The following is a 17979-nucleotide window of genomic DNA, read 5'->3' as shown; positions in this document are numbered from 1 at the left end:
ATACCTCTTAAAATAAAATATTTATATCACTACATCGGCAGAATATAAATTTACTTAAGAGTCTCTCTTTAAAAAATCGTACAAAAGTTCTGAAAAACCAAGATTTCCACTCAATGCTTTACTCATTGCATCGTTATACATTGACCTATAAATGTCGCTACCAGCAGCCTTTGGATATAGCGAGTTGTGCTCATCTTCTTTTAAAGCAATATCAAGCACAGCCTTTACCATATAAGCCTCAAATGCATCAGTTTGCTCTTTTAAAAGTGCATCTTGTTTAGCATTTGCATTTTTTATCTTATTTGTAGAAATTTCATTGTATGAATTTAGCGCTAAGGTGTTATCTATTTGCATTATATTATCTCCAGATCAACTTGTATCGCACCAACTCGCTTTAAATTTTCAAGTATCGATATGATATCACTTGGTGTTGCCCCAAGCTTATTTAAAGCTCTTGTTACATTTGCAACGGTAGTTTTTTCGCCTGAAATTTTAAGTAAATTTTGACTAGGCGCGACAGATGTATCACTTCCTATATTTACATCATTTTGCGCTGCTTCTTCATAACTATTTGGCTCTATTTTTATTGTGATTGCACCATGCGTTAAGACAACTGGGCTAACTACGGCATTTATGCCACTTACTATCGTACCAGTTCTCTCATCAACCACTATCTTTTCATCTGGCTTATACTCTACATCAAGATCAAGCACAGCGCTTGCAAGCTCGATAATGCTAACATCATCTGGCTTTTTAACGATAACAGTTCTTGGATCGATCGCCTTTGCGGCATCATCAGAGATATTTGCATTTATAGCATTTTGGATATCAAGAGCGGTTTTAAAATTTGTATCTTTTAGGCTTAGTCTTATGCTATCTTGATTATAAATGTCATAAGTTACTTCTCGCTCAACCAAAGCTCCATTTAGAATAGAGCCAACGGTTGGGTGGTTGCCCCCTGATCTACCCATACTTTTTCCGCCGATGCTTAAAGCACCCTGAGCCAAAGCGTAAATATCACCATCAACGCCTTTTAGTGGCGTCATGAGAAGAGTACCACCTTGCAAACTTTTTGCATCGCCGATAGATGAGATCACGACATCAAGCTTATCGCCATGCCTTGCAAATGCAGGAAGCTTAGCTGTTACCATAACAGCAGCTGCGTTTTTTGACTTGATATCATCTGGGTTTATCTTTACGTTTACACCTTGAAGCATGTTTGATAAAGACTGGATCGTAAATTTTGACGTTGAGCCATCACCTGTGCCGTTTAGTCCGACAACTAGGCCGTAGCCTATTAGCTGGTTATCTCTTACACCAACTATGCTTGCAAGCTCTTTTATCTGCGTAGCAAAGGCTGAAGTAGCTATCACCGAAGCTGCTACAAAAGATAAAAATTTTTTCATATTTTTTCCTAAAATTTAGCTATTTTAGATTTTTAAAGCAAAAGATGTTCCAAAAGTATTTAGGCTTAATAAAAATCTAACTGGACACTAAGCAACAATAAAAATTATAAAAATAAATCCACAGCTTGTTGCATAATTTCAGAAAAAAATAAAGAAATTTATGATTTTTCTCATCTAGTGTTAAAGGTATAAAATAGCAAATTGACTAAAATATCATAGTTTAAGTGCTATTTAGATGACTCTTATTAAAATTTTACAAATAAAAAAATAATAAATTTTAATTGAATTTTGTTGCAAAAAGAAGTAAAATGCATTACCATTTCACTTCAAAGGATAAAAATGTTTTTTATTGAAGACTTGAGGCGCGTCGGTAAGTTTTTGGCTATTTTTATATCGTTTGTTGTCGGTATTGGAGTCAGTATTTTATGTGTCAATTTTTTAAAAGATAATATATTTTCTTTATTGTTTGTAGTTATTGTTCCTTTAGTGTACTTTGGACTTAAATTTTATTCAAAATGTCCAAACTGTAAAAATAGTTTTTGCACCAAAAAAATAGGACAAGATATACTGCGATAAGAGCTGGTAAGGGGAACTAAAAAAGTAGACAATAAGACAATGAGTACAACTTTTAGGATAAAAGATATAAAAATTTATACCAAATGTAATAAATGCGGTTTTGAAAATTTTTATACGATAACCGAAAAAAGAGAGGTATAGTTTTTATTGATTTTAAAACATATTAAATAATTTTTTAAGCAAATAAGGAATAAATAATGATAAACGAAGATTTTAAAAAATGGGCTTTGGGTTTTAGCGGTTGTGACGGTGGTGACATAGGTAGTCCACAAAATCAGAGTATTTGGCTGTGCGGGCTAGAATGGGGTGGTGGATTTGAGCCAGAACAATTAGCCGACGAGTTTAATAATGACGTTAGCAAACCACCAACAGGATATGAGAGTTACGAGCTAAATTTGGCCTATCAATTCAACACCAAAGCCGTTAAACTGCTTTGTGCGATTAATGGTGAGATTAATCACATAAAATTTAACGAAAAAGTAAAACCATTTACACATGGAGCAAAAGGATTTTTTAAACTAAACTTGTATCCACTTGCATTTAAAAATACTAGTCATAGTCTCTGGAGTGAAGGATTTGCCAAAGCAACTGGACTAGAAAATAAAAGTACATACATGCATTGGATAGAGCAAAATCGTTTTCCTATACTTAGGATGTGGACAAAGAAGTATAAACCGCGCTTAATAATTTGTGTAGGAATAAGCTATAAAAACAAATTTATTACTGCATTTGGTGGAGAAGATGCACAGATAAATGAAGATATTGCAGGTGATAAGAAATTTTATTACTTCATAAATAAAAACGGTTCTATGATTGTAATAACGTATTTTCTAGGCAATCGATATGGACTAAACTCTGACGTAGCAATAAAAGCCACTGGCGAAAAAATAGCTAAAATTCTAGCCCAAAACAATAAAATTAAAGGAACTTGAACAAACACAAATAAATATTAAATTAATTATTAGGGAGCTTAGATGATTTTATTGACCATAAAAATATTTAAAATTTAGCTATAACTATGCCCCCCTTACTACTTCATAAAAAATATAAGCATTGGAAGTAAGTTTTAGATACAGCACATGATATAAAAAATGTTTACTGTGTTTTACCAATAACAATAAAAAATAAAATCTGATTAAGTTCCACTATAATTCTATAGAAAGTAAGAGAGCGAAGTAGCTCCAAATTTTTTAAATTTTACAAGCTTATATGTAGAAATTTCATCGCTAAATTTGAAGTCGCTGTTGTGCTCAAAAACTATCATATAAATTTTCTCTTTTTTTAGCTGTGAGATCAAATTTACAAGCTTTTTGTAGATATCATCAAAGCCAGTTCTTATGTCAAATGGTGGATCAAGATAGAGCAAAACTTTACCACTTTGAGAATTTACAAGATTAGGCAAAAGAACAAAAGTATCGCCATTTATCGCTTTTAAATTTGAGCACTCTAGGCTTGCAAGGTTGCTTTGCGTGATCTTAAAAGCGGCTCTATCTTTTTCGATAGCGATAGCCTCACGTGCTCCGTTGCTAACGGCCTCGCTTGCCATCACTCCACTTCCACCAAAGCCCTCTATAAATGTAAGCGAGTAAATTTCATCTCTAATCACGTTAAAAAAAGACTCTTTTACGATGCTTTTTGTACTTCTAGTCGTGCTTAGACTTGGCAATTCAAGCCTTTTACCTTTAAATTTACCACTTGAAATTTTGGTATAGAGTTTCACTGATTTGCCCTTAAAATTTCAAGCAGATCAACTTTAAATTTATCTATCAAAAGCAAAATTTTCTCTTCTAAGCTCTTTTCATTTTTAGCTTCATTTAGCTCATTTGCTTTTGAAATTTGCATAGCTGAGTAAAATTCTTCAAGCGTATCAAGAAGTGTCGTCTTGGTAAAAGGATGAGAAAGATGAGCATTTTTTCCTATTATAAATAGCGGTTTTTTTGTCGCAATCTCGCGGTCACTCACTACAAAATCACAATCCTTATGATGAGCAGCTAAATTTCCACAAAAAAGCAGCAGTGTCTTTTGAAGTAAAATACACTCGCACTCAAATGAAATTTTCATATCTCTTCCTATAAATTTTTGCTCGATTTTAGCCTAAATAATCAAAAATTTGTATAAACACTAAAGGATTTTAAAATTTTACCGATGTAGAAGCTAACGTAAGTTTTAAGGAGTAAAACTATGGAAATCTTTAAGGCAACAGCAAATCAGGTACTAGATACGAGCATGAGCACATCTGCTCAGCGTCAAATAGATAGCAGACCTATCGAGCATTCTGATGTTAAATTAAGTGCTGATAAAAACAATGAAACAAAAGACATTAACGAGCTAGACGGACTTAGCAATGAAGAGCTTGCCAAAAGAACAAGAGAGGTCACTGACAAGCTAAACTATCAAATGCAGCAGCTCGATACTAATGTAAGATTTGCTTACAACGAGAAGCTAAATTTAATGGTCGTACAGGTAAAAGATGCCAAAACTGGCGAAGAGATAACACAGCTTCCAAGCAAAGAGGCTATAAGAATAAGTGAGTATTTCAAAGAGAGCATAGGAATACTTTTTGACAAGGAGAGTTAAAAATGGCAGTAGGTAACGTAACAAATTTAGGCTTAGGTACAAAAAATAGTAGTCTAAATGACGATCTTATCAAAAAGCTAAAAGAAGCAGATGAAGCAGGGCAGATCAAGCCTTTAACAAAAAGGCTAGAAAGAAATGATCTAAAGCAAAAAGACCTTGCGGCCTTAAAAACTCTAGTTAGCAACGTAAATGTAAGTGGCAAAACGCTTGGCGGAGAGGCACTTTATCTAAAAAGAACTACAAATAATGCTGGCAAAAGCGTAACAGCCTCAGCGGCAAATGGCGTTAGCGTACAAAATTTTAGTATCGATGTGCAAAAACTTGCTCAAAAAGATACATTTCAAAGCTCAAATTTCAAAAACGCTTCAAGCTTAGTAGGTGCGACAAATAACGGCTCTTTTGACGTTGAGATCGATGGACAAAAATTTTCTATTAGCGTAACTAGATCAACCACATATCAGGATATTGTAGACAAGATAAATGATATCAGTGGTGGTAAATTACAAGCTAGAATTTTAAATGTTGGCGGAGATAAGCCAAATCAAATCATGCTTCAATCAGGCAACACTGGCGCAACACAGACTATTAAATTTTCAAATGATACAGCTGGTGTTTTAGATAAGCTTGGCTGGGATAGTACGCAGTTTCAAGATAAAGATGCAAATGGCACTCTGCTAACAAATCCTGATGGCACACCAAAGATGACATCAAATTTTGAAAAGAATAGAATTTTAAAGGCGCAAGATGCAGAATTTACATATAACGGAGTAAATGTAAAAAGAAGCAAAAATACCTTCAACGACTTAAGGCCGGGAATTTCTATTACATTAAATGAAACTGGTAAAACAAACGTAAGCGTCTCTCAAGATACGAAAGAAGTAATAAAAGCGGTTGAAGAATTTATCAAAGACTACAACCTAATGACCATGAACCTTGGCATAGCTACAAAATATGACGAGGAAAAAGGAGCTGGCACTTTCCAAGGCGTTAGCGAAATTTCAAGTTTAAGATCAAACATTGGCCGTCTTGTAAATGGACAAGATAGCGAAGGCAAAGCATTAAGTAAATATGGCATAGTGCCTGATAAAGACGGTCAGCTTCAGCTTGATCTAAATAAATTTAACGCAGCACTTAGCAAAGATCCTGAAGAGATTCAGAAATTTTTCATGGGATCAAGCAAGATCGAGCCAATAAGCTATATGGGAGCATCGACTGTTAGCACTGGAGCACTAGACATAAAAGCTGGTGATCTTACGATAAACGGCAAGTCAGTTACATTTTCAACTACTGCTACTGCCACAGCTGAAGAGAATGCACTAAAACTTCAACAAGCCATAAATGACGCTGGCATAACTGGAGTTACAGCCAGTCTTGATAACAGTGGCAAAAGAATCGTCTTAAAAAGAAGCGATGGCGAAAATATCGAGGTAAAAGGTAAAAATTCAGCCTTAACAGCTTTAGGTATGAATGAAGCTACCATAAATCCAGTAACCAAAAAGACAGATGGGCTATTTACAAAGCTAGCTAAAATGCTTGATGGTGTCGTTGGTAAAAAAGGCACAATGATCGCTATGCAAAATCAGCTAAAAGACGAAAACGAGTCGATCACAAAAAATAAAGAGAGCACACAAAAGCTTTTAGATGAGAAATATACAACAATGCAAGAGCGCTTTATCAAGTATAACGCTATCATCGCGAGTTTAGAAAATCAGTTCTCAACACTAAAATCAATGATCGATGCAGAGATAAATAGCAGAAAATAAGAGAGAAAGATGAATCAAAGTGCATATAGTGCATACGCACAATCTAGTTTTGGGGGCATCGAGTCCCCAACTAAATTAATAGAAATGCTTTATGACGGAATTTTAAAATTTATATTTCGTACCAAAAAGGCGATAGAAGCTGGAGATATAGAGAAAAAAGTTTATTATATTAATAGGACAAACGCTATTTTTGTTGAGCTTTTAAATTCGCTTGATTATTCTCAAGGTGATGTAGCTCACTATCTTAGCGGACTTTATACAAGACAGATGCAGCTTCTTGCTATGGCAAATATACAAAACGATATCGCAGCTTTAAATGAAGTAACCAATGTTGTAAAGCAACTATCTGAAGCATGGAGAGAGGTAACATCAGGTGAATAGTTGGACTAATGAGTTTAAATTAGCATTGATAAACGAAGACACGGACAAGATAGCTGCATTATCACAAAATTTTAGTGAGGATATGTTTACGAGCCTAGCTTCAGCACAAGAAGCACAAGCATTAATCGGCGGAGCAATAGAGCTTTTAAAAAGCAAGTCTTCACATATTCAAAATGAGCTTATAAAACTACAAAAAGCTCAAAAATACGTAACAAACTAATCAATTTTTATAAATTTAAAGGCACGGCGTTAAGCCGAGTTCTGTCTTGAGCGATCATTTATCTACGCTTGCTTTTACAAACAAACTCTAGCGAAGGGTTTTAATATAAGACCAAAACCATCCCTTCTTGCTGCAGGTTGGGTTTATATGGCCACGCAAGTTACCAAGCGTGCCGGTGGGCTCTTACTCCGCCGTTTCACCTTTACCGCCGAAGCGGAAGTCTACTTTCTGTTACACTATCCCTTAGGTTTCCCTAGCCATCCGTTAGATGGAACCTTGTCTTATCGCAGCTCGGACTTTCCTCTTTTGCGTGGTGCAAAAGCGACCGCTTACCGTGCCAGGATAAAATTATAGCGGTTTTGGCTTAAATTTCGAGCCTTAAAAAGCCTTAGATTTTAACTTTACGCGTTTTAATTATTTTGTTTATTTATAAGGTAAATTTGCAGACAAAAAGCGATCTTATAGTGAAAATGCTTTGAGTAAATATTTGGCGTATGTTTTATCAAAGATCACATAAATTTTTACCTCAAAGTGAAATAAATTCAGCATTATTTATAGGTCGTAAATCGTACGAATCCCCAAATTTTTTTATTATCTCGTGCGTAGCCTCTGCAAAAGGCTCGCAGCCAAAGTGCGGTACGACGTAAACATCAACCAAATTTAACCCCGTAAAATCGCTCATATTTTGGCTATTTTCATCCATTAGCGTAGCATATCTAGTATCTGGTGCGGCCACGATCGCTCCCGCCGACTCACCGATATAAATTTTACCCGCTTTGACCGCATTTTTTATAGCTTGCCAGACGCGCGATTTTCGCAGCTCGTTAAGCAGATAAAACGTATTTCCACCGCTAATGTAAATGATATCGCACTGACTAATGGCAGACAAAATTTCATCGTTACAAAATAGCTCATCTTTCTCAGATACTGGCACAGCTAAACTCTGGGCGCAAGAGACGTCAAGGCGTCTTAGCTTCGCACCAAAATTTTCTAAAATTTCCACCGCTTCATCTACATAAAAATTTACCTCTTCAAATTTTGCTGCCGTATCAATAAAAGCAACGTGCTTGCCTTGAAAATCTATCAATTCATTAATTTTGCTCGCAACCTCCGCAAAATAAGAGCAAAGAAAAATATTTGCCATTTTTAATCCCTTTAAAATATAAATTTGCAAACCCATTATATCCAAACGAGCCTAGAAACGCTCGCATTTCGCGTCGCCAGCGTATCTTGCTTTACGGGTAAAATTTAGTGATGTTAAGGTGCGGGTCTTAGTGCGCAAATTTGAGCTTAAAACGACAAGGTAAAGTTTTTGCACCGCTTCGCTCACAGCTTTTAAAGAGCGTTAGGCAAGGCAGATTTTGATTTGTGAAATTTAAACTTGAAAGTTAAGGTGAAGTCTTGCGAGATGGTTTTAAATGTTTTATGTGCCACTATGCTCGTAGCTAAACAAAAGAAATAAATTTCGTCCCAAGATAAGGTATACAGCCTATCGCGGAGCGAAATTTATGCTCTGCTTGCAATTGCGAGCATAGACACAAAAAATCATTTAAAAGCGCTCGCAAGACAAGCCGCCCTACTCAAAGATATTTTTGTGCAAGATTTCTTCTAGCACCACCGTCGCGTAGCTTCCTTTTTGCAGCGTGAAATTTATCGTAAAGTGTGCTTTTTCTTCGTTATATTTGTAGCTCGTATCCTCCAAGTAGCACCACGCAAAGCGCCTAGATCCCGTCATTTTAGCTTTATATTCATTTGCCTGCGCGAAAATTTGATCCTCGACCACTCTCGCCACACCCTGCGACTCATACGCCTTCGCGCCCGCGATCAGCCCGCAGCTAGTGATATCTCTAGCGTCAAAGCGTGCGCCCTCCGCGTCCAAATCCTCGCACAAAAAGCACTTGCCGTGCGGATAGTGGCCCAAGACTTCGCCCTCTATCAGCTTAAAAAATCTCTTTTGCGATTTTAAATTTTTCAAATTTTCGCCGCCTAGATACGGGTAAATTCGGGTTAGCTCGCCTAGACTAAAATCCTGCGCAAACCTTGAAATCTCCACGCGTTTGCTAAGCCAGCGGTTAAAAAGATCGCTTTGATATGCCGAGATCAAAAAGTCGTTTAGCTTTGGATTTTTACTCTTTTTACCGTTTATCGTCCCGTTTTTAAGAAGCTCCAGTCCAGTTGCAGCGTTGTCGCCAAATTTACCAAAACGCTGATAGCCAAAGTAGTTTGCATAGCCCATTTTATCGATGCTAACAAATGCTTGCTCTAGCTTTTTGGCATTACTTGGTAGCACCTTTTTAAGGCGGATAAAAAAGCTATTGCCCTTTAGATGTCCGATGCGAAGCTTATTTTTATGCGCATTTAGGCTTAAAATTTTCATCTTTTCATGGCTAAAGTTTGCTAGATTGCTCTCAAATTTACGTGGCATCGAGATAAACTGAGTCGTCATGCCTTGCTTGTCCTTTAGCCCAGCGTAGCCAAAATCACGCATCTTAGCTCCTGTAACCTCGCTTAAGACATGCAAGGCCTCTTGTGTCGTCATATCTTTTTTAGAAATTTCAACGATCAAGTGCTCACCGTCACCGCTAAACTCGTAAAGTGGTATCTCGCGCACGACAAAATCATCTGAATTTTTAGAAAAGTAAGCCTCTATGGGCGCATGAGTGAGTGCATAAAGTGGCTTAAAAGTGGTGGTTTCTTGCATTTTGTTTTAACCTTTTATTTGAAATTTTTGCAAAGATACTAATCTTTGTCCGTGTTTTTGCGGCGATCCTTTTGATAGCGTTTAAATTTTTAGGACTAAAAGTAAATAAAATTTCATACTCTTCGCCACTACTAAGCTCAAATTTACTTAGCTTTTTTGTAAATTTAGCACCCTTTTTGTTAGCCTTTAAAAGCTTAGCAAGATCAGCATTTAGTCCATCTGAGATGTCCATAGCAGAGTTTATAAGATGAGCTGCTTTGTAGAAAAATTTATCTCTTAAAATAGGCTTTTTAAATCGTGAGTTTTTTGAAATTTTAGCTAGCCTTAGAAGCGAATTTAGCCCCTTTTTGCTACCTCCAAGCTCGCCAGTAAAAGCCACCAGATCTCCGTATTTTGCATTTTCTCTAAGCACAGCTTTGCCATTTAGCTCGCCAATTACACTAACGCTTATATTTAAAATTTTGCTACTTATCGTATCGCCACCGATTATCTTTACGCCAAACTCCTCGCAAGCTCTGTTTATGCCTACGCTTAGCTCTTTGATTTGCTGCGGCGAAAAATTCTTTGGCAAGCTAAGTCCAAGAAGCGCAAATTTTGGCCTAGCATTCATCACGATCGTATCTGAAAAATTTACGATCATCGCCTTGTAGCCGATCTCTTCAAGGCTTAGCCAGCCATGCTTAAAGTGCGAGTTTTCAGCAAAAATATCCTTGCTAAAGACCTGCTTGCCAAGCACAGCCGCATCATCGCCAATATAAGCGTTACCAAAGCATTCAATCGTAAAATTTTCTTTATCCATCGGGCCATTATAATGAAACTCCTTTTAATTTTAGGATAAAATAAGCCAAAAAAGGAGTCAAATGCAAAAAATAGAGATTTTTAGATTTAATGCAAAAAAGGATATTTTGTCGTATTTTAAACCATATTCTTTAGAAATTTTAGATTACGCAAACCTTGATGAACTATTTTTGCATATTAAAAAAATTGATCCCTATTTTCAGCCAACAACTGGCTTTGTGAAAGTAAATGATGTCGTAGTGAGTACTGCTGAACCATTAGTAAATTTATATGAGAAATTTGCAGGCGAGCTTGTGATTTCGCCACTTGATGAAAAAAGAGCAGTTTTAGATCTTGAGATAAACGATGACGACTTTTGGGAGAAATTTAAGCCACTTAATAAATTTTGCGATCAAGCAGACAAAGAATTTTATGCAAACTTAAAGCCATATTTTTATGCTGATTTTGTGAGAGAATACGAACCAAATTTTATAGGTGCAGCGGCCATCATACTAGCTCATCATCTTTATAAAAAAGAAAAAAATGATGAGATCATGAGGCTTATCAACAATGAAAATGGTATTTTAATAGCTTGCAAGATTGATGATTTTATCTTTGGCGGAAGCGAAATTTATAACGAAGCGATTAGGTTTTTTAAAGAAATTTTAGGAATAAAAGAGGATGAAACCTCAAAAAATGAGCTTGAAAAGATAAAGAGTTTGGATAAATTTAAAGAGTTCAAAATAGCCATAAGCGATAAAATCCCTGAAAATTTAGATAAATTTAGAGCAAATTTTATAAATCTAAACATCAAATTCCCTTGCGGATTTAAACTTTTAAAAGTCAACGAAAAGCTCGCATTTGCATTTGCAAGTAAGACCATCTTTAATGCGTTTGATAGCGGGGCTGATTTTTTACTAGCTAGCAATGATGCTGAGTTTTATATATTTGACACGCTTTCAAAAAAGCTTGAAAAATTTACAAACAGAAGCTTGCAGGATTTTTATATTTTAAGAGTTAGCGAACTGATAGAGCTTGAAAATGGTAAAATTCCAGCAAGCCTAAAAGAGCATACGCTAAAAGTAAATATAGTCTAAAACTAGAGAATTTATTTTTGCAAAGTCGCATTTTGCTCGCTTAAGGCTTCTTCTTTTTCGTCTTCTTGTCTTATCTCATCGTACCTTGCTTTGGCGTTTTCATAAACACCAACTGGTAGGCTTATGTTTAAATCGTCCCTTAAGCTCATCACATCATCACAAGCATTTTGGTAGCCAAGGTCGCAGCTTTTCATATAATAACTCACGCCAAGCTCGATATTTGAGTGCTTTTTTAGATCACTATCCATTTGCTCATTTATCTCTTCATTTACAAACATATCGCCCAAAGCCTCGCACGAAAGCACATCTTTTTGCTCACAGCCATCATAAAAAATTTCATACGCAGCTACGTAATCTCCAGCATTTAGTGTCTCAATGCCCCTGTCATAATCATCGATGTCAAAGCCAAATGCTAAATTTAAAGCCAGAATTAAAAAAACTATCTTTTTCATATAAAGCTCGGTGCGTCGTTTGAAAATAGTATGAGATCGCCAGCACGCGTATTTTGAGCTAGAATTTCTTGCATTTTATTTTTATCCTTTAAGATGATGATCTTTGGCTTTACGATGTGCTTTAGTAAAACTTCGGCATTCAGCGAGCTTGTGATGATGACAAGATCAAAAATTTCATTTATCACCTTGGCTAAATTTGCATTTTGCTCCGCATCGCTCTCTACGATGCCTGGCGTTAGCAGTACTTTTCTGCCAGCATAGGTGCTTACAAGCTCGTAGCTTGAGCTCATACCTGAAAAATTTCCATTAAAGCTATCGTCAATTATCAGCTTGCCGCCAGCCTCGATCTTGCTTAGGCGGTGCTCTACGTTTTTCATCTTAGATAGCGCTCTATCTACCGCCTCATCGCTCATTTTTAGGTATTTTGCCACCTTGACGCAAACGGCTAAATTTGTAGCGTTAAATTTGCCAAGTAGCGGCGAAGCGTAACTCTTGTCATCAAGCATAAATGAAATTCCATCTAAATTTGCATTGATATCTTTTAGACTTTCATCGTAAATTTCTAAATTTTGGCTTGGCTCTTTCTTTGTCGAGCTATGTAAAAATGCCATCTGCAAACGAGTGCTTTGAAGTGCTTCAAGTTTGGTAGAGCGGATATTATCAAGCGTTTTAAAGTATTCTATGTGCTGTGCGCCGATCTCGCCAACGATTACGATTTGCGGATTTAGAAATTTTGTGATCTCTAGGATGTCGCCCTTTAGCCTAGCGCCTGCCTCTACGATGTAAATTTGCGTTTGCTCGCTTAAGTTTTCGTTGATATCTTTAATGATGCCAGCCATTGTATTTACGCTGCGAGGTGTTTTGTAGCAGACAAAGCTGTCTTTTAAAATTTCAAATAAGAAATTTTTGATGCTCGTTTTACCGTAGCTTGCGGTGATTAAAATGATCTTTAGCTCTTTATTTGCACCCAGTTTTTTAAGTGCCTTGTTTTTAAATCCTTGAAATTTTATCTTTTCTAAAATTTCACTAAAAAATAGGCTCACAACCAAGACAAAAAGTGGCATAGGGGCCAAAAATGCCTTGTGGATGATGAAATTTAAAGCATAGTTTAAGATGATAGCGCAAGCAAGGATGGCAAAAAAGTGCTTGATCCTAGCGGTAAAGACTAGCTTTTTATCAAGTTTTTTGTGCCAAAGATAAAGAGCTGGCAAAAGCGCAAAGTAAAAATAGATAAAAAACCACTTGCCAGTCGTGTAAAATAATACCAACGGTACGATAAAGAAAAAGACGTGCCAAGCAGGCTTTGTGAAGTGAAAGAGCACACGCTCAGGCCTATATGAAAACCACTGAAAGCAAGTGATCACATAAAAAGCAAGCGCAAAGATAAATAAAACTGTGCTTATGCTTAAAAATATATTCATCTTATCTCCTCGATCCCGCTCTCATAGTCATCTATCACGACATTTTTTGCTTCATTTGGCTCAAAATTTATCCCTTTTTCTATCTCTTCACTTATAAATTTAGCGTGAAGTAAAAAGAAAAAATGATCACCATTAAGCGGAAAAAATGAACTATTTTTTATGAGCTTATGTATACTCTCTCCGCTTGTTATAGGCGTTGCCTTGTCGTTTTCGCCCCAAAATATAAAAGCTTTGCCACTAAAGCTGGCAAAATGCTTCGTAAAATCCTCATCGACTACATTTTTTAGGGTCTCATACATCACTCTACTCATACCGCTTACATCTTTTGTGGCAAAGAGTTTATAAAATTTTCCAAATCCAAAAAGCTTAAAAATTTTAAAAATAGCGATCTTTGCGCGCACGATAAATGGCTTTTTGACAACTATACCGGCTGAGCTCAAAAGCACAAGATACGGTGGCTTTAAAAGCGTTGCGACCTTGCCACCAAAGCTATGACCTACGATGATATCTGGCTTTATGCCAAGCTCAGCGCAAAAATTTTCAACGATTTTTGCATAATCACTTGTTTTTAACGGATCACTAATGGAGCTTTTACCAAAGCCTGGCATATCGATATAAACGTGGCACAGTTCGCTCAAATATGAGTCAAAAGCCTTTTTCATTATCTCTTTATTAGCGCCCCAGCCGTGCAGAAAAAGTACCTTTTTTTTACATTTTGGATTTACAATCTCGTAGTTTATATCAAACTCATTTGAGCCGTACTTTACCGCCCTACTCGCCATCGTTCTCTCTTTTTTTTGCAGTATAAATGCTCTCAAGCACACTCACTGCTTCGCAAAGGCGCTCATACTCTTCCATATTTAAAAGCACTGCTTCAAATTTATTATTTTTAACAATGACCGCTCTTTTTAATTCATTAGCTCCCACACGAGAGAGCACTGAACTAAAATTTCTAACCACTTCAGTTGCTGTATAAATTTCATCTTTTGTAAAAGTTACCATTGTCGCTCTTTGTGTAAAATTTTACGTAAAATATCACAAACTACTTTATAATCTACTAAATGGTCTAAATTTTCCCGCGACCTTTTACTGAAGTGATCGAGTTTATGAAGCTATAATCGATCTTTATATTACGCTCTCTTGGAAGTGAGTTTGCAAGAGCGTTTAAAGTGCTCTCAAAATCCTCAAATAGATAGTTTGCAAGGCTTCCTGGATTTGGATTTATCTCATTTAGATAGACCTCATCATCTATCACGAAAAAGTCGCATCTAATGATCGCTCCTTCAAATCCACAATCATAAATTTTTGAAAAGTTAAATTTAAGCTTTTGTTTTAGCTCCTCAGAAATTTCAGCCTCTTTCACCTTGTTTTCATTTGCAAAGCTAAGATATTTCTGCTCGTAGTCAAGAAATTCCTTCTTTTTTGGCTCTTCGATGATAGAAAATTTTATCTTTCCATCTATCTTACAGCCTGCAAGGTTGTACTCTTTTACTCCCTTTATAAAAGGCTCGACAAGTACATCCTTATCAAACTCAAATGCCACGTCTTTTGCATAAGCTAGCTCACTGGCGTCATGCACTATATTTACGCCGATACTACTTCCAAGTCTTGCTGGCTTTAAGATAATAGGATAGTGAAATTTTGGCTCACTTTGACGAGTTAGCATCTCATAGTCAAGCGCCTTTACACCAGCTTTTTGCGCTAGAAATTTAGTAAGCTCTTTGTTGTAACTAAGTGCACTTACTTCAAGCCTTGGACCTATATATTTTATGCCGTAAAAGTCAAAAAGTGCTGCTATCTTGCCATCTTCGCCATCCATGCCGTGGATCAAATTTATAATGACATCGCACTCTACTTTTTTATCGCCAAAAAGAGAGTGTATGAAAAATCCGCCTTTAGATAAAATGAGCTTTTTTGAATTTTTGTATTTACCAGAGCTAAAGAAATTTGCTCTCATATCTTTCTCTTCGATAAGATAAAAATCTCTATTTGCGTCGCAAAATATAAATTTTAGCTCTTGTTTTAAGACATTTTTTAAAACTATCGCACTAACTATACTTATCTCATGTTCATAGCTCTTTGCTCCAAATATCACACCTAAATTCATCTTTTTAATCCTTATCCTAATTTCTTTAATGCTTCTTTTATAAGATCACTCGTATTTTCACTCTTGCACTCAGGCAAAATTTTCACTATCTTCTCACGTTTAAAGCCAAGCGCCTCAAGTGCCAAAAGCGCTTCGTTTTGATAGCTTGGCACGCTCTCATCACTTATTAGTTTTGCGTCACTTAGCTCAGCTATAATGCGTCTAGCAGTCTTTGGTCCGATACCTGGCACGCTTTTAAAAGTATCTGCATCGCCGCTTATTATGGCATTTGTAAATGCTTGTGAGTTAAGGCTTGAGCAAACCGCCATAGCCGTGCTAGCTCCGATACCATTTAGCTTTATTAGCATCTCAAACATCTTTTGCTCATTTGTGTCTAAAAAGCCGTAGAGTAAATTTGCATCCTCTCTTATGATCTGCGTTATGGCAAGCTCGACTTTTTCGCCCTTGCTAAGCTTGGCTGAGCAAAAAAGCGAGATGAAAATCCCATAGCTTACGCCGCTATTTGTCTTAAGTATCACAAATGCGGGATCTTTTCTGCTGACGATACCTTCGATCGCTTTTATCATCATTTAACCTTTTATTCTTAAAAATTTGTATCTGTGTAGTCTTCTAATTTATTTGACTTTTTGATCTTATACTCAGCCTCATCGCCATCGCCAATCTTCTCCAAAGTAATAGCATGAGCGGTTTCATTTTGCTTTGAGATATAAGTGACATTTTGCGGAGGATCAACGATAACAAATCTAATCTCATTTAATTCAACCCAGTTGCCTCTATTTATCACTTTTGCAGAAAATATTCCATTTTGCATGATCTCAAGCTCATCTTTTAGAGTAGCTAGCAACTCTTTTTTATCTTTAAAAATTTTTAGCAAAGTGTTGTATTCATTGACTAGACCTTGATACTCTTTTAGCTTTTTCATAAAGGTAACTGGCGGTATCACTTTAGCTTTTGAGAGCTCTTCTACCTTTGCTTTTATGGTATAAATCGAGTCTTTATTTTCATTTATGACATTTTTCTTTGTTTCAATATTTTTTAGAAGCGAGGCAAGCTCTACTTTTGTATTTTCGATCTTATTTAATTGCTCTTGCGTAGCCTCAGCACTCTCAGGCATTTTGCTAGTATCGATTATAAATTTATTGTCAGTACCTCTTAAATATCTTACGTCTATTAAGTGTGAAGCTGTGATAGTGCAGTTTGAGCCAAGCGTATTTATTTGGATATTTTGAGCAGTTATAGAACCACCAACGACGCTATTTATCTTAACTCTTTTTGCTACGACATTTCCGCCTTCTAGCCTATCTATCTCAACATTTTCAGCTTCAACCTTACCGATGTGGATAGAAATTTTTGCATTCTTTGCATAAATTTTAGCCTTTTGATGTGTTTGACCGCCGATTATTACTTCATTTGCTTTAACCATCGCATTTGCGCCGACATTTCCTTTAACCTCGATCTCGTCAGCCTCCACGATGATACCAGTGCCGATGGCATCTTTTATAGTATCGGTTTCCCTAACCACCAAAGTCACATTTGTATCAGTACCTGCTTGAATAGAGCCAGTTGTTTTAAAATTTGCTTCATTTATCTCTATACGCTCTTCGATGTCAAATGAGCCATTTTTCTCAACTACATATCCTGATTTTTTAGCGATATATATTATGCTATCGTCATTTTCTACTCTCTCTATATTTTCGCTTATACTTATTTCTTTGCCAGTATCTTCTTTTGGCTTTTCTACTGCTAATAATTTACCTCTCGCATCACGGCCATTTTGCCCCTCGTGAGACTTTTTCTCTTCCATTATCACTTCATCTTGTGCCACGCCAAAAACAAAACCTCTATCAGCGTAATCAACCTTATCTTCCTCTTTTATCGCATCAAGCTTATCTTTGTAGTAGTAAAGTATCTTTGCATCGGTAGCTTTTTTTGGATTTATACCTTGTGTTATGTTTAGTATGTAGTCTTTATCAAGTTCGCCCTTTACATGTACAACTGAGGCGATTTGTTTTAGCTCGTCTTTTAGTTTGCCGATCCTTATACCTATTAAAATTTGAGCTTTCATAAGCTGTTTGGCGATATATTCAAAAAGTTTATCTTCGTAATGCTGTTCGTATTCACAATCTTTTGTAGCTTTTACCTTTGCGACTACTTTTGTAACCGTTGAATTTACACCGATTTCTATCTTTGGAAGCTTTGGTACAGCATTTAGCCTAACATCAAAAAATTCCACGTCATAGACCTGCTCGATCTCTAGTGTCTCGTCAAGATAAAATGCATTATCATCAAAAAAGTCTAAATTTTCTTCAGGGACAAAAACTGGCTCTTCATTATCTTTATTTTTATAATAAGTCAAAATATCTAAAATTTTAAAATCTATAAATTCTACCGGTACGCTGTGTTGCTTGCTTAGTTCTTTAAGCGATATATAAGGCGTTGAAGTTTGAATTTGCGTTGGCGGTAAAAATCTCTCGTTTTCTTGCACGTTCTCGCTCAAAATT

General features: G+C 36.2%; 21 protein-coding genes and 1 other RNA gene. 7 read left to right on the top strand and 15 right to left on the bottom strand.

Annotated features, from left to right (window positions below; all coding sequences use genetic code 11):
* Nucleotides 1–54: 54 nt before the first annotated feature.
* Entirely contained in the window at nucleotides 55–354 is a 300-nt protein-coding gene (locus FZ940_RS07655; protein ID WP_054196705.1) for a rod-binding protein, read from the bottom strand.
* Entirely contained in the window at nucleotides 354–1406 is a 1053-nt protein-coding gene (locus FZ940_RS07650; RefSeq protein ID WP_107776534.1) for a flagellar basal body P-ring protein FlgI, read from the bottom strand. The genes FZ940_RS07655 and FZ940_RS07650 overlap by 1 nt, the downstream gene beginning before the upstream one ends.
* Before the next feature lie 339 nt (nucleotides 1407–1745).
* On the opposite strand from FZ940_RS07650, the gene FZ940_RS09475 reads away from it, so the two are divergent.
* Both FZ940_RS09475 and FZ940_RS07640 read left to right on the top strand, forming a co-directional pair.
* Nucleotides 1746–1982, top strand: a complete 237-nt coding sequence (locus FZ940_RS09475; RefSeq protein WP_187422157.1) for a hypothetical protein — start codon at nucleotides 1746–1748, stop codon at nucleotides 1980–1982.
* 197 nt (nucleotides 1983–2179) lie between these two features.
* Nucleotides 2180–2914 (top strand): hypothetical protein, encoded by a 735-nt coding sequence (locus FZ940_RS07640; protein ID WP_107776532.1) that lies wholly within the window; start codon nucleotides 2180–2182, stop codon nucleotides 2912–2914.
* Between the two features lie 221 nt (nucleotides 2915–3135).
* On the opposite strand, the gene rsmD is transcribed toward FZ940_RS07640, so the two are convergent.
* Nucleotides 3136–3702, bottom strand: coding sequence for a 16S rRNA (guanine(966)-N(2))-methyltransferase RsmD (gene rsmD / locus FZ940_RS07635; RefSeq protein ID WP_107792933.1), 567 nt, complete (start codon nucleotides 3700–3702; stop codon nucleotides 3136–3138).
* Nucleotides 3699–4043 (bottom strand): ornithine carbamoyltransferase, encoded by a 345-nt coding sequence (locus FZ940_RS07630; RefSeq protein WP_107792932.1) that lies wholly within the window; start codon nucleotides 4041–4043, stop codon nucleotides 3699–3701. Before FZ940_RS07630 ends, rsmD begins: the two co-directional genes overlap by 4 nt.
* Nucleotides 4044–4163: 120 nt before the next feature.
* Here FZ940_RS07630 and flaG point away from each other — a divergent pair, with 120 nt between their 5' ends.
* Genes flaG through FZ940_RS07610 form a run of 4 tightly spaced genes read left to right on the top strand, consistent with a single transcriptional unit; the run spans nucleotide 4164 to nucleotide 6923 of the window.
* A complete protein-coding gene (gene flaG, locus FZ940_RS07625; protein WP_148822134.1) occupies nucleotides 4164–4559 on the top strand; it encodes a flagella length regulator FlaG in 396 nt (131 codons plus the stop codon).
* 2 nt (nucleotides 4560–4561) lie between these two features.
* Nucleotides 4562–6322: a flagellar filament capping protein FliD gene (gene fliD / locus FZ940_RS07620; protein ID WP_148822133.1), complete on the top strand. Its 1761-nt coding sequence runs from the start codon at nucleotides 4562–4564 to the stop codon at nucleotides 6320–6322.
* A 9-nt stretch (nucleotides 6323–6331) separates the two neighbouring features.
* The gene (fliS, locus tag FZ940_RS07615) at nucleotides 6332–6703 is read left to right on the top strand and encodes a flagellar export chaperone FliS (RefSeq protein WP_035167483.1); all 372 of its coding nucleotides are present in this window, start codon (nucleotides 6332–6334) and stop codon (nucleotides 6701–6703) included.
* Complete coding sequence (locus tag FZ940_RS07610) at nucleotides 6696–6923, top strand: hypothetical protein (RefSeq protein ID WP_148822132.1); 228 nt, start codon at nucleotides 6696–6698, stop codon at nucleotides 6921–6923. Before fliS ends, FZ940_RS07610 begins: the two co-directional genes overlap by 8 nt.
* Before the next feature lie 14 nt (nucleotides 6924–6937).
* Here the strand turns inward: FZ940_RS07610 and rnpB are convergent.
* The 4 genes from rnpB to FZ940_RS07590 all read right to left on the bottom strand — a co-directional run bounded on the left by rnpB (nucleotide 6938) and on the right by FZ940_RS07590 (nucleotide 10423).
* Nucleotides 6938–7264: RNase P RNA component class A (gene rnpB, locus FZ940_RS07605), an RNA gene on the bottom strand.
* Between the two features lie 185 nt (nucleotides 7265–7449).
* On the bottom strand, nucleotides 7450–8067 hold the full coding sequence (locus FZ940_RS07600) for a Type 1 glutamine amidotransferase-like domain-containing protein (protein WP_187422156.1): 618 nt from the start codon (nucleotides 8065–8067) through the stop codon (nucleotides 7450–7452).
* Nucleotides 8068–8499: 432 nt separating this feature from the next.
* The gene (truD, locus tag FZ940_RS07595; RefSeq protein WP_148822130.1) at nucleotides 8500–9624 is read right to left on the bottom strand and encodes a tRNA pseudouridine(13) synthase TruD; all 1125 of its coding nucleotides are present in this window, start codon (nucleotides 9622–9624) and stop codon (nucleotides 8500–8502) included.
* The gene (locus FZ940_RS07590; protein ID WP_148822129.1) at nucleotides 9602–10423 is read right to left on the bottom strand and encodes a thiamine-phosphate kinase; all 822 of its coding nucleotides are present in this window, start codon (nucleotides 10421–10423) and stop codon (nucleotides 9602–9604) included. Before FZ940_RS07590 ends, truD begins: the two co-directional genes overlap by 23 nt.
* A gap of 61 nt (nucleotides 10424–10484) precedes the next feature.
* Here FZ940_RS07590 and FZ940_RS07585 point away from each other — a divergent pair, with 61 nt between their 5' ends.
* Nucleotides 10485–11498, top strand: coding sequence for an HdrB C-terminal domain-containing protein (locus tag FZ940_RS07585; protein WP_148822128.1), 1014 nt, complete (start codon nucleotides 10485–10487; stop codon nucleotides 11496–11498).
* A gap of 11 nt (nucleotides 11499–11509) precedes the next feature.
* Here FZ940_RS07585 and FZ940_RS07580 read toward each other — a convergent pair whose 3' ends face one another.
* From FZ940_RS07580 to FZ940_RS07550, 7 genes are all read right to left on the bottom strand, one after another.
* Nucleotides 11510–11950: a hypothetical protein gene (locus FZ940_RS07580; RefSeq protein ID WP_148822127.1), complete on the bottom strand. Its 441-nt coding sequence runs from the start codon at nucleotides 11948–11950 to the stop codon at nucleotides 11510–11512.
* Nucleotides 11947–13371 carry a UDP-N-acetylmuramoyl-tripeptide--D-alanyl-D-alanine ligase gene (locus tag FZ940_RS07575; protein WP_148822126.1) on the bottom strand — a complete coding sequence of 475 codons (1425 nt, stop codon included), beginning with the start codon at nucleotides 13369–13371 and terminating at the stop codon, nucleotides 11947–11949. The genes FZ940_RS07580 and FZ940_RS07575 overlap by 4 nt, the downstream gene beginning before the upstream one ends.
* Nucleotides 13368–14153: an EstV family lipase gene (gene estV, locus FZ940_RS07570; RefSeq protein WP_148822125.1), complete on the bottom strand. Its 786-nt coding sequence runs from the start codon at nucleotides 14151–14153 to the stop codon at nucleotides 13368–13370. The genes FZ940_RS07575 and estV overlap by 4 nt, the downstream gene beginning before the upstream one ends.
* Nucleotides 14143–14373, bottom strand: coding sequence for a type II toxin-antitoxin system Phd/YefM family antitoxin (locus tag FZ940_RS07565; RefSeq protein WP_021091404.1), 231 nt, complete (start codon nucleotides 14371–14373; stop codon nucleotides 14143–14145). The genes estV and FZ940_RS07565 overlap by 11 nt, the downstream gene beginning before the upstream one ends.
* Before the next feature lie 64 nt (nucleotides 14374–14437).
* Complete coding sequence (locus tag FZ940_RS07560) at nucleotides 14438–15478, bottom strand: D-alanine--D-alanine ligase (protein WP_107776520.1); 1041 nt, start codon at nucleotides 15476–15478, stop codon at nucleotides 14438–14440.
* An 11-nt stretch (nucleotides 15479–15489) separates the two neighbouring features.
* Nucleotides 15490–16044: a Holliday junction branch migration protein RuvA gene (gene ruvA / locus FZ940_RS07555; protein WP_107776519.1), complete on the bottom strand. Its 555-nt coding sequence runs from the start codon at nucleotides 16042–16044 to the stop codon at nucleotides 15490–15492.
* A gap of 17 nt (nucleotides 16045–16061) precedes the next feature.
* Nucleotides 16062–17975, bottom strand: coding sequence for a flagellar assembly protein A (locus FZ940_RS07550; protein ID WP_148822124.1), 1914 nt, complete (start codon nucleotides 17973–17975; stop codon nucleotides 16062–16064).
* Nucleotides 17976–17979 lie beyond the last annotated feature (4 nt).

The sequence above is a fragment of the Campylobacter concisus genome (assembly GCF_902460415.1).
Classification (GTDB): Bacteria; Campylobacterota; Campylobacteria; order Campylobacterales; family Campylobacteraceae; genus Campylobacter_A; species Campylobacter_A concisus_Y.
The sequence above is the reverse complement of the archived record's forward strand: the minus strand, read 5'-3'. Positions and strand labels throughout refer to the sequence as shown.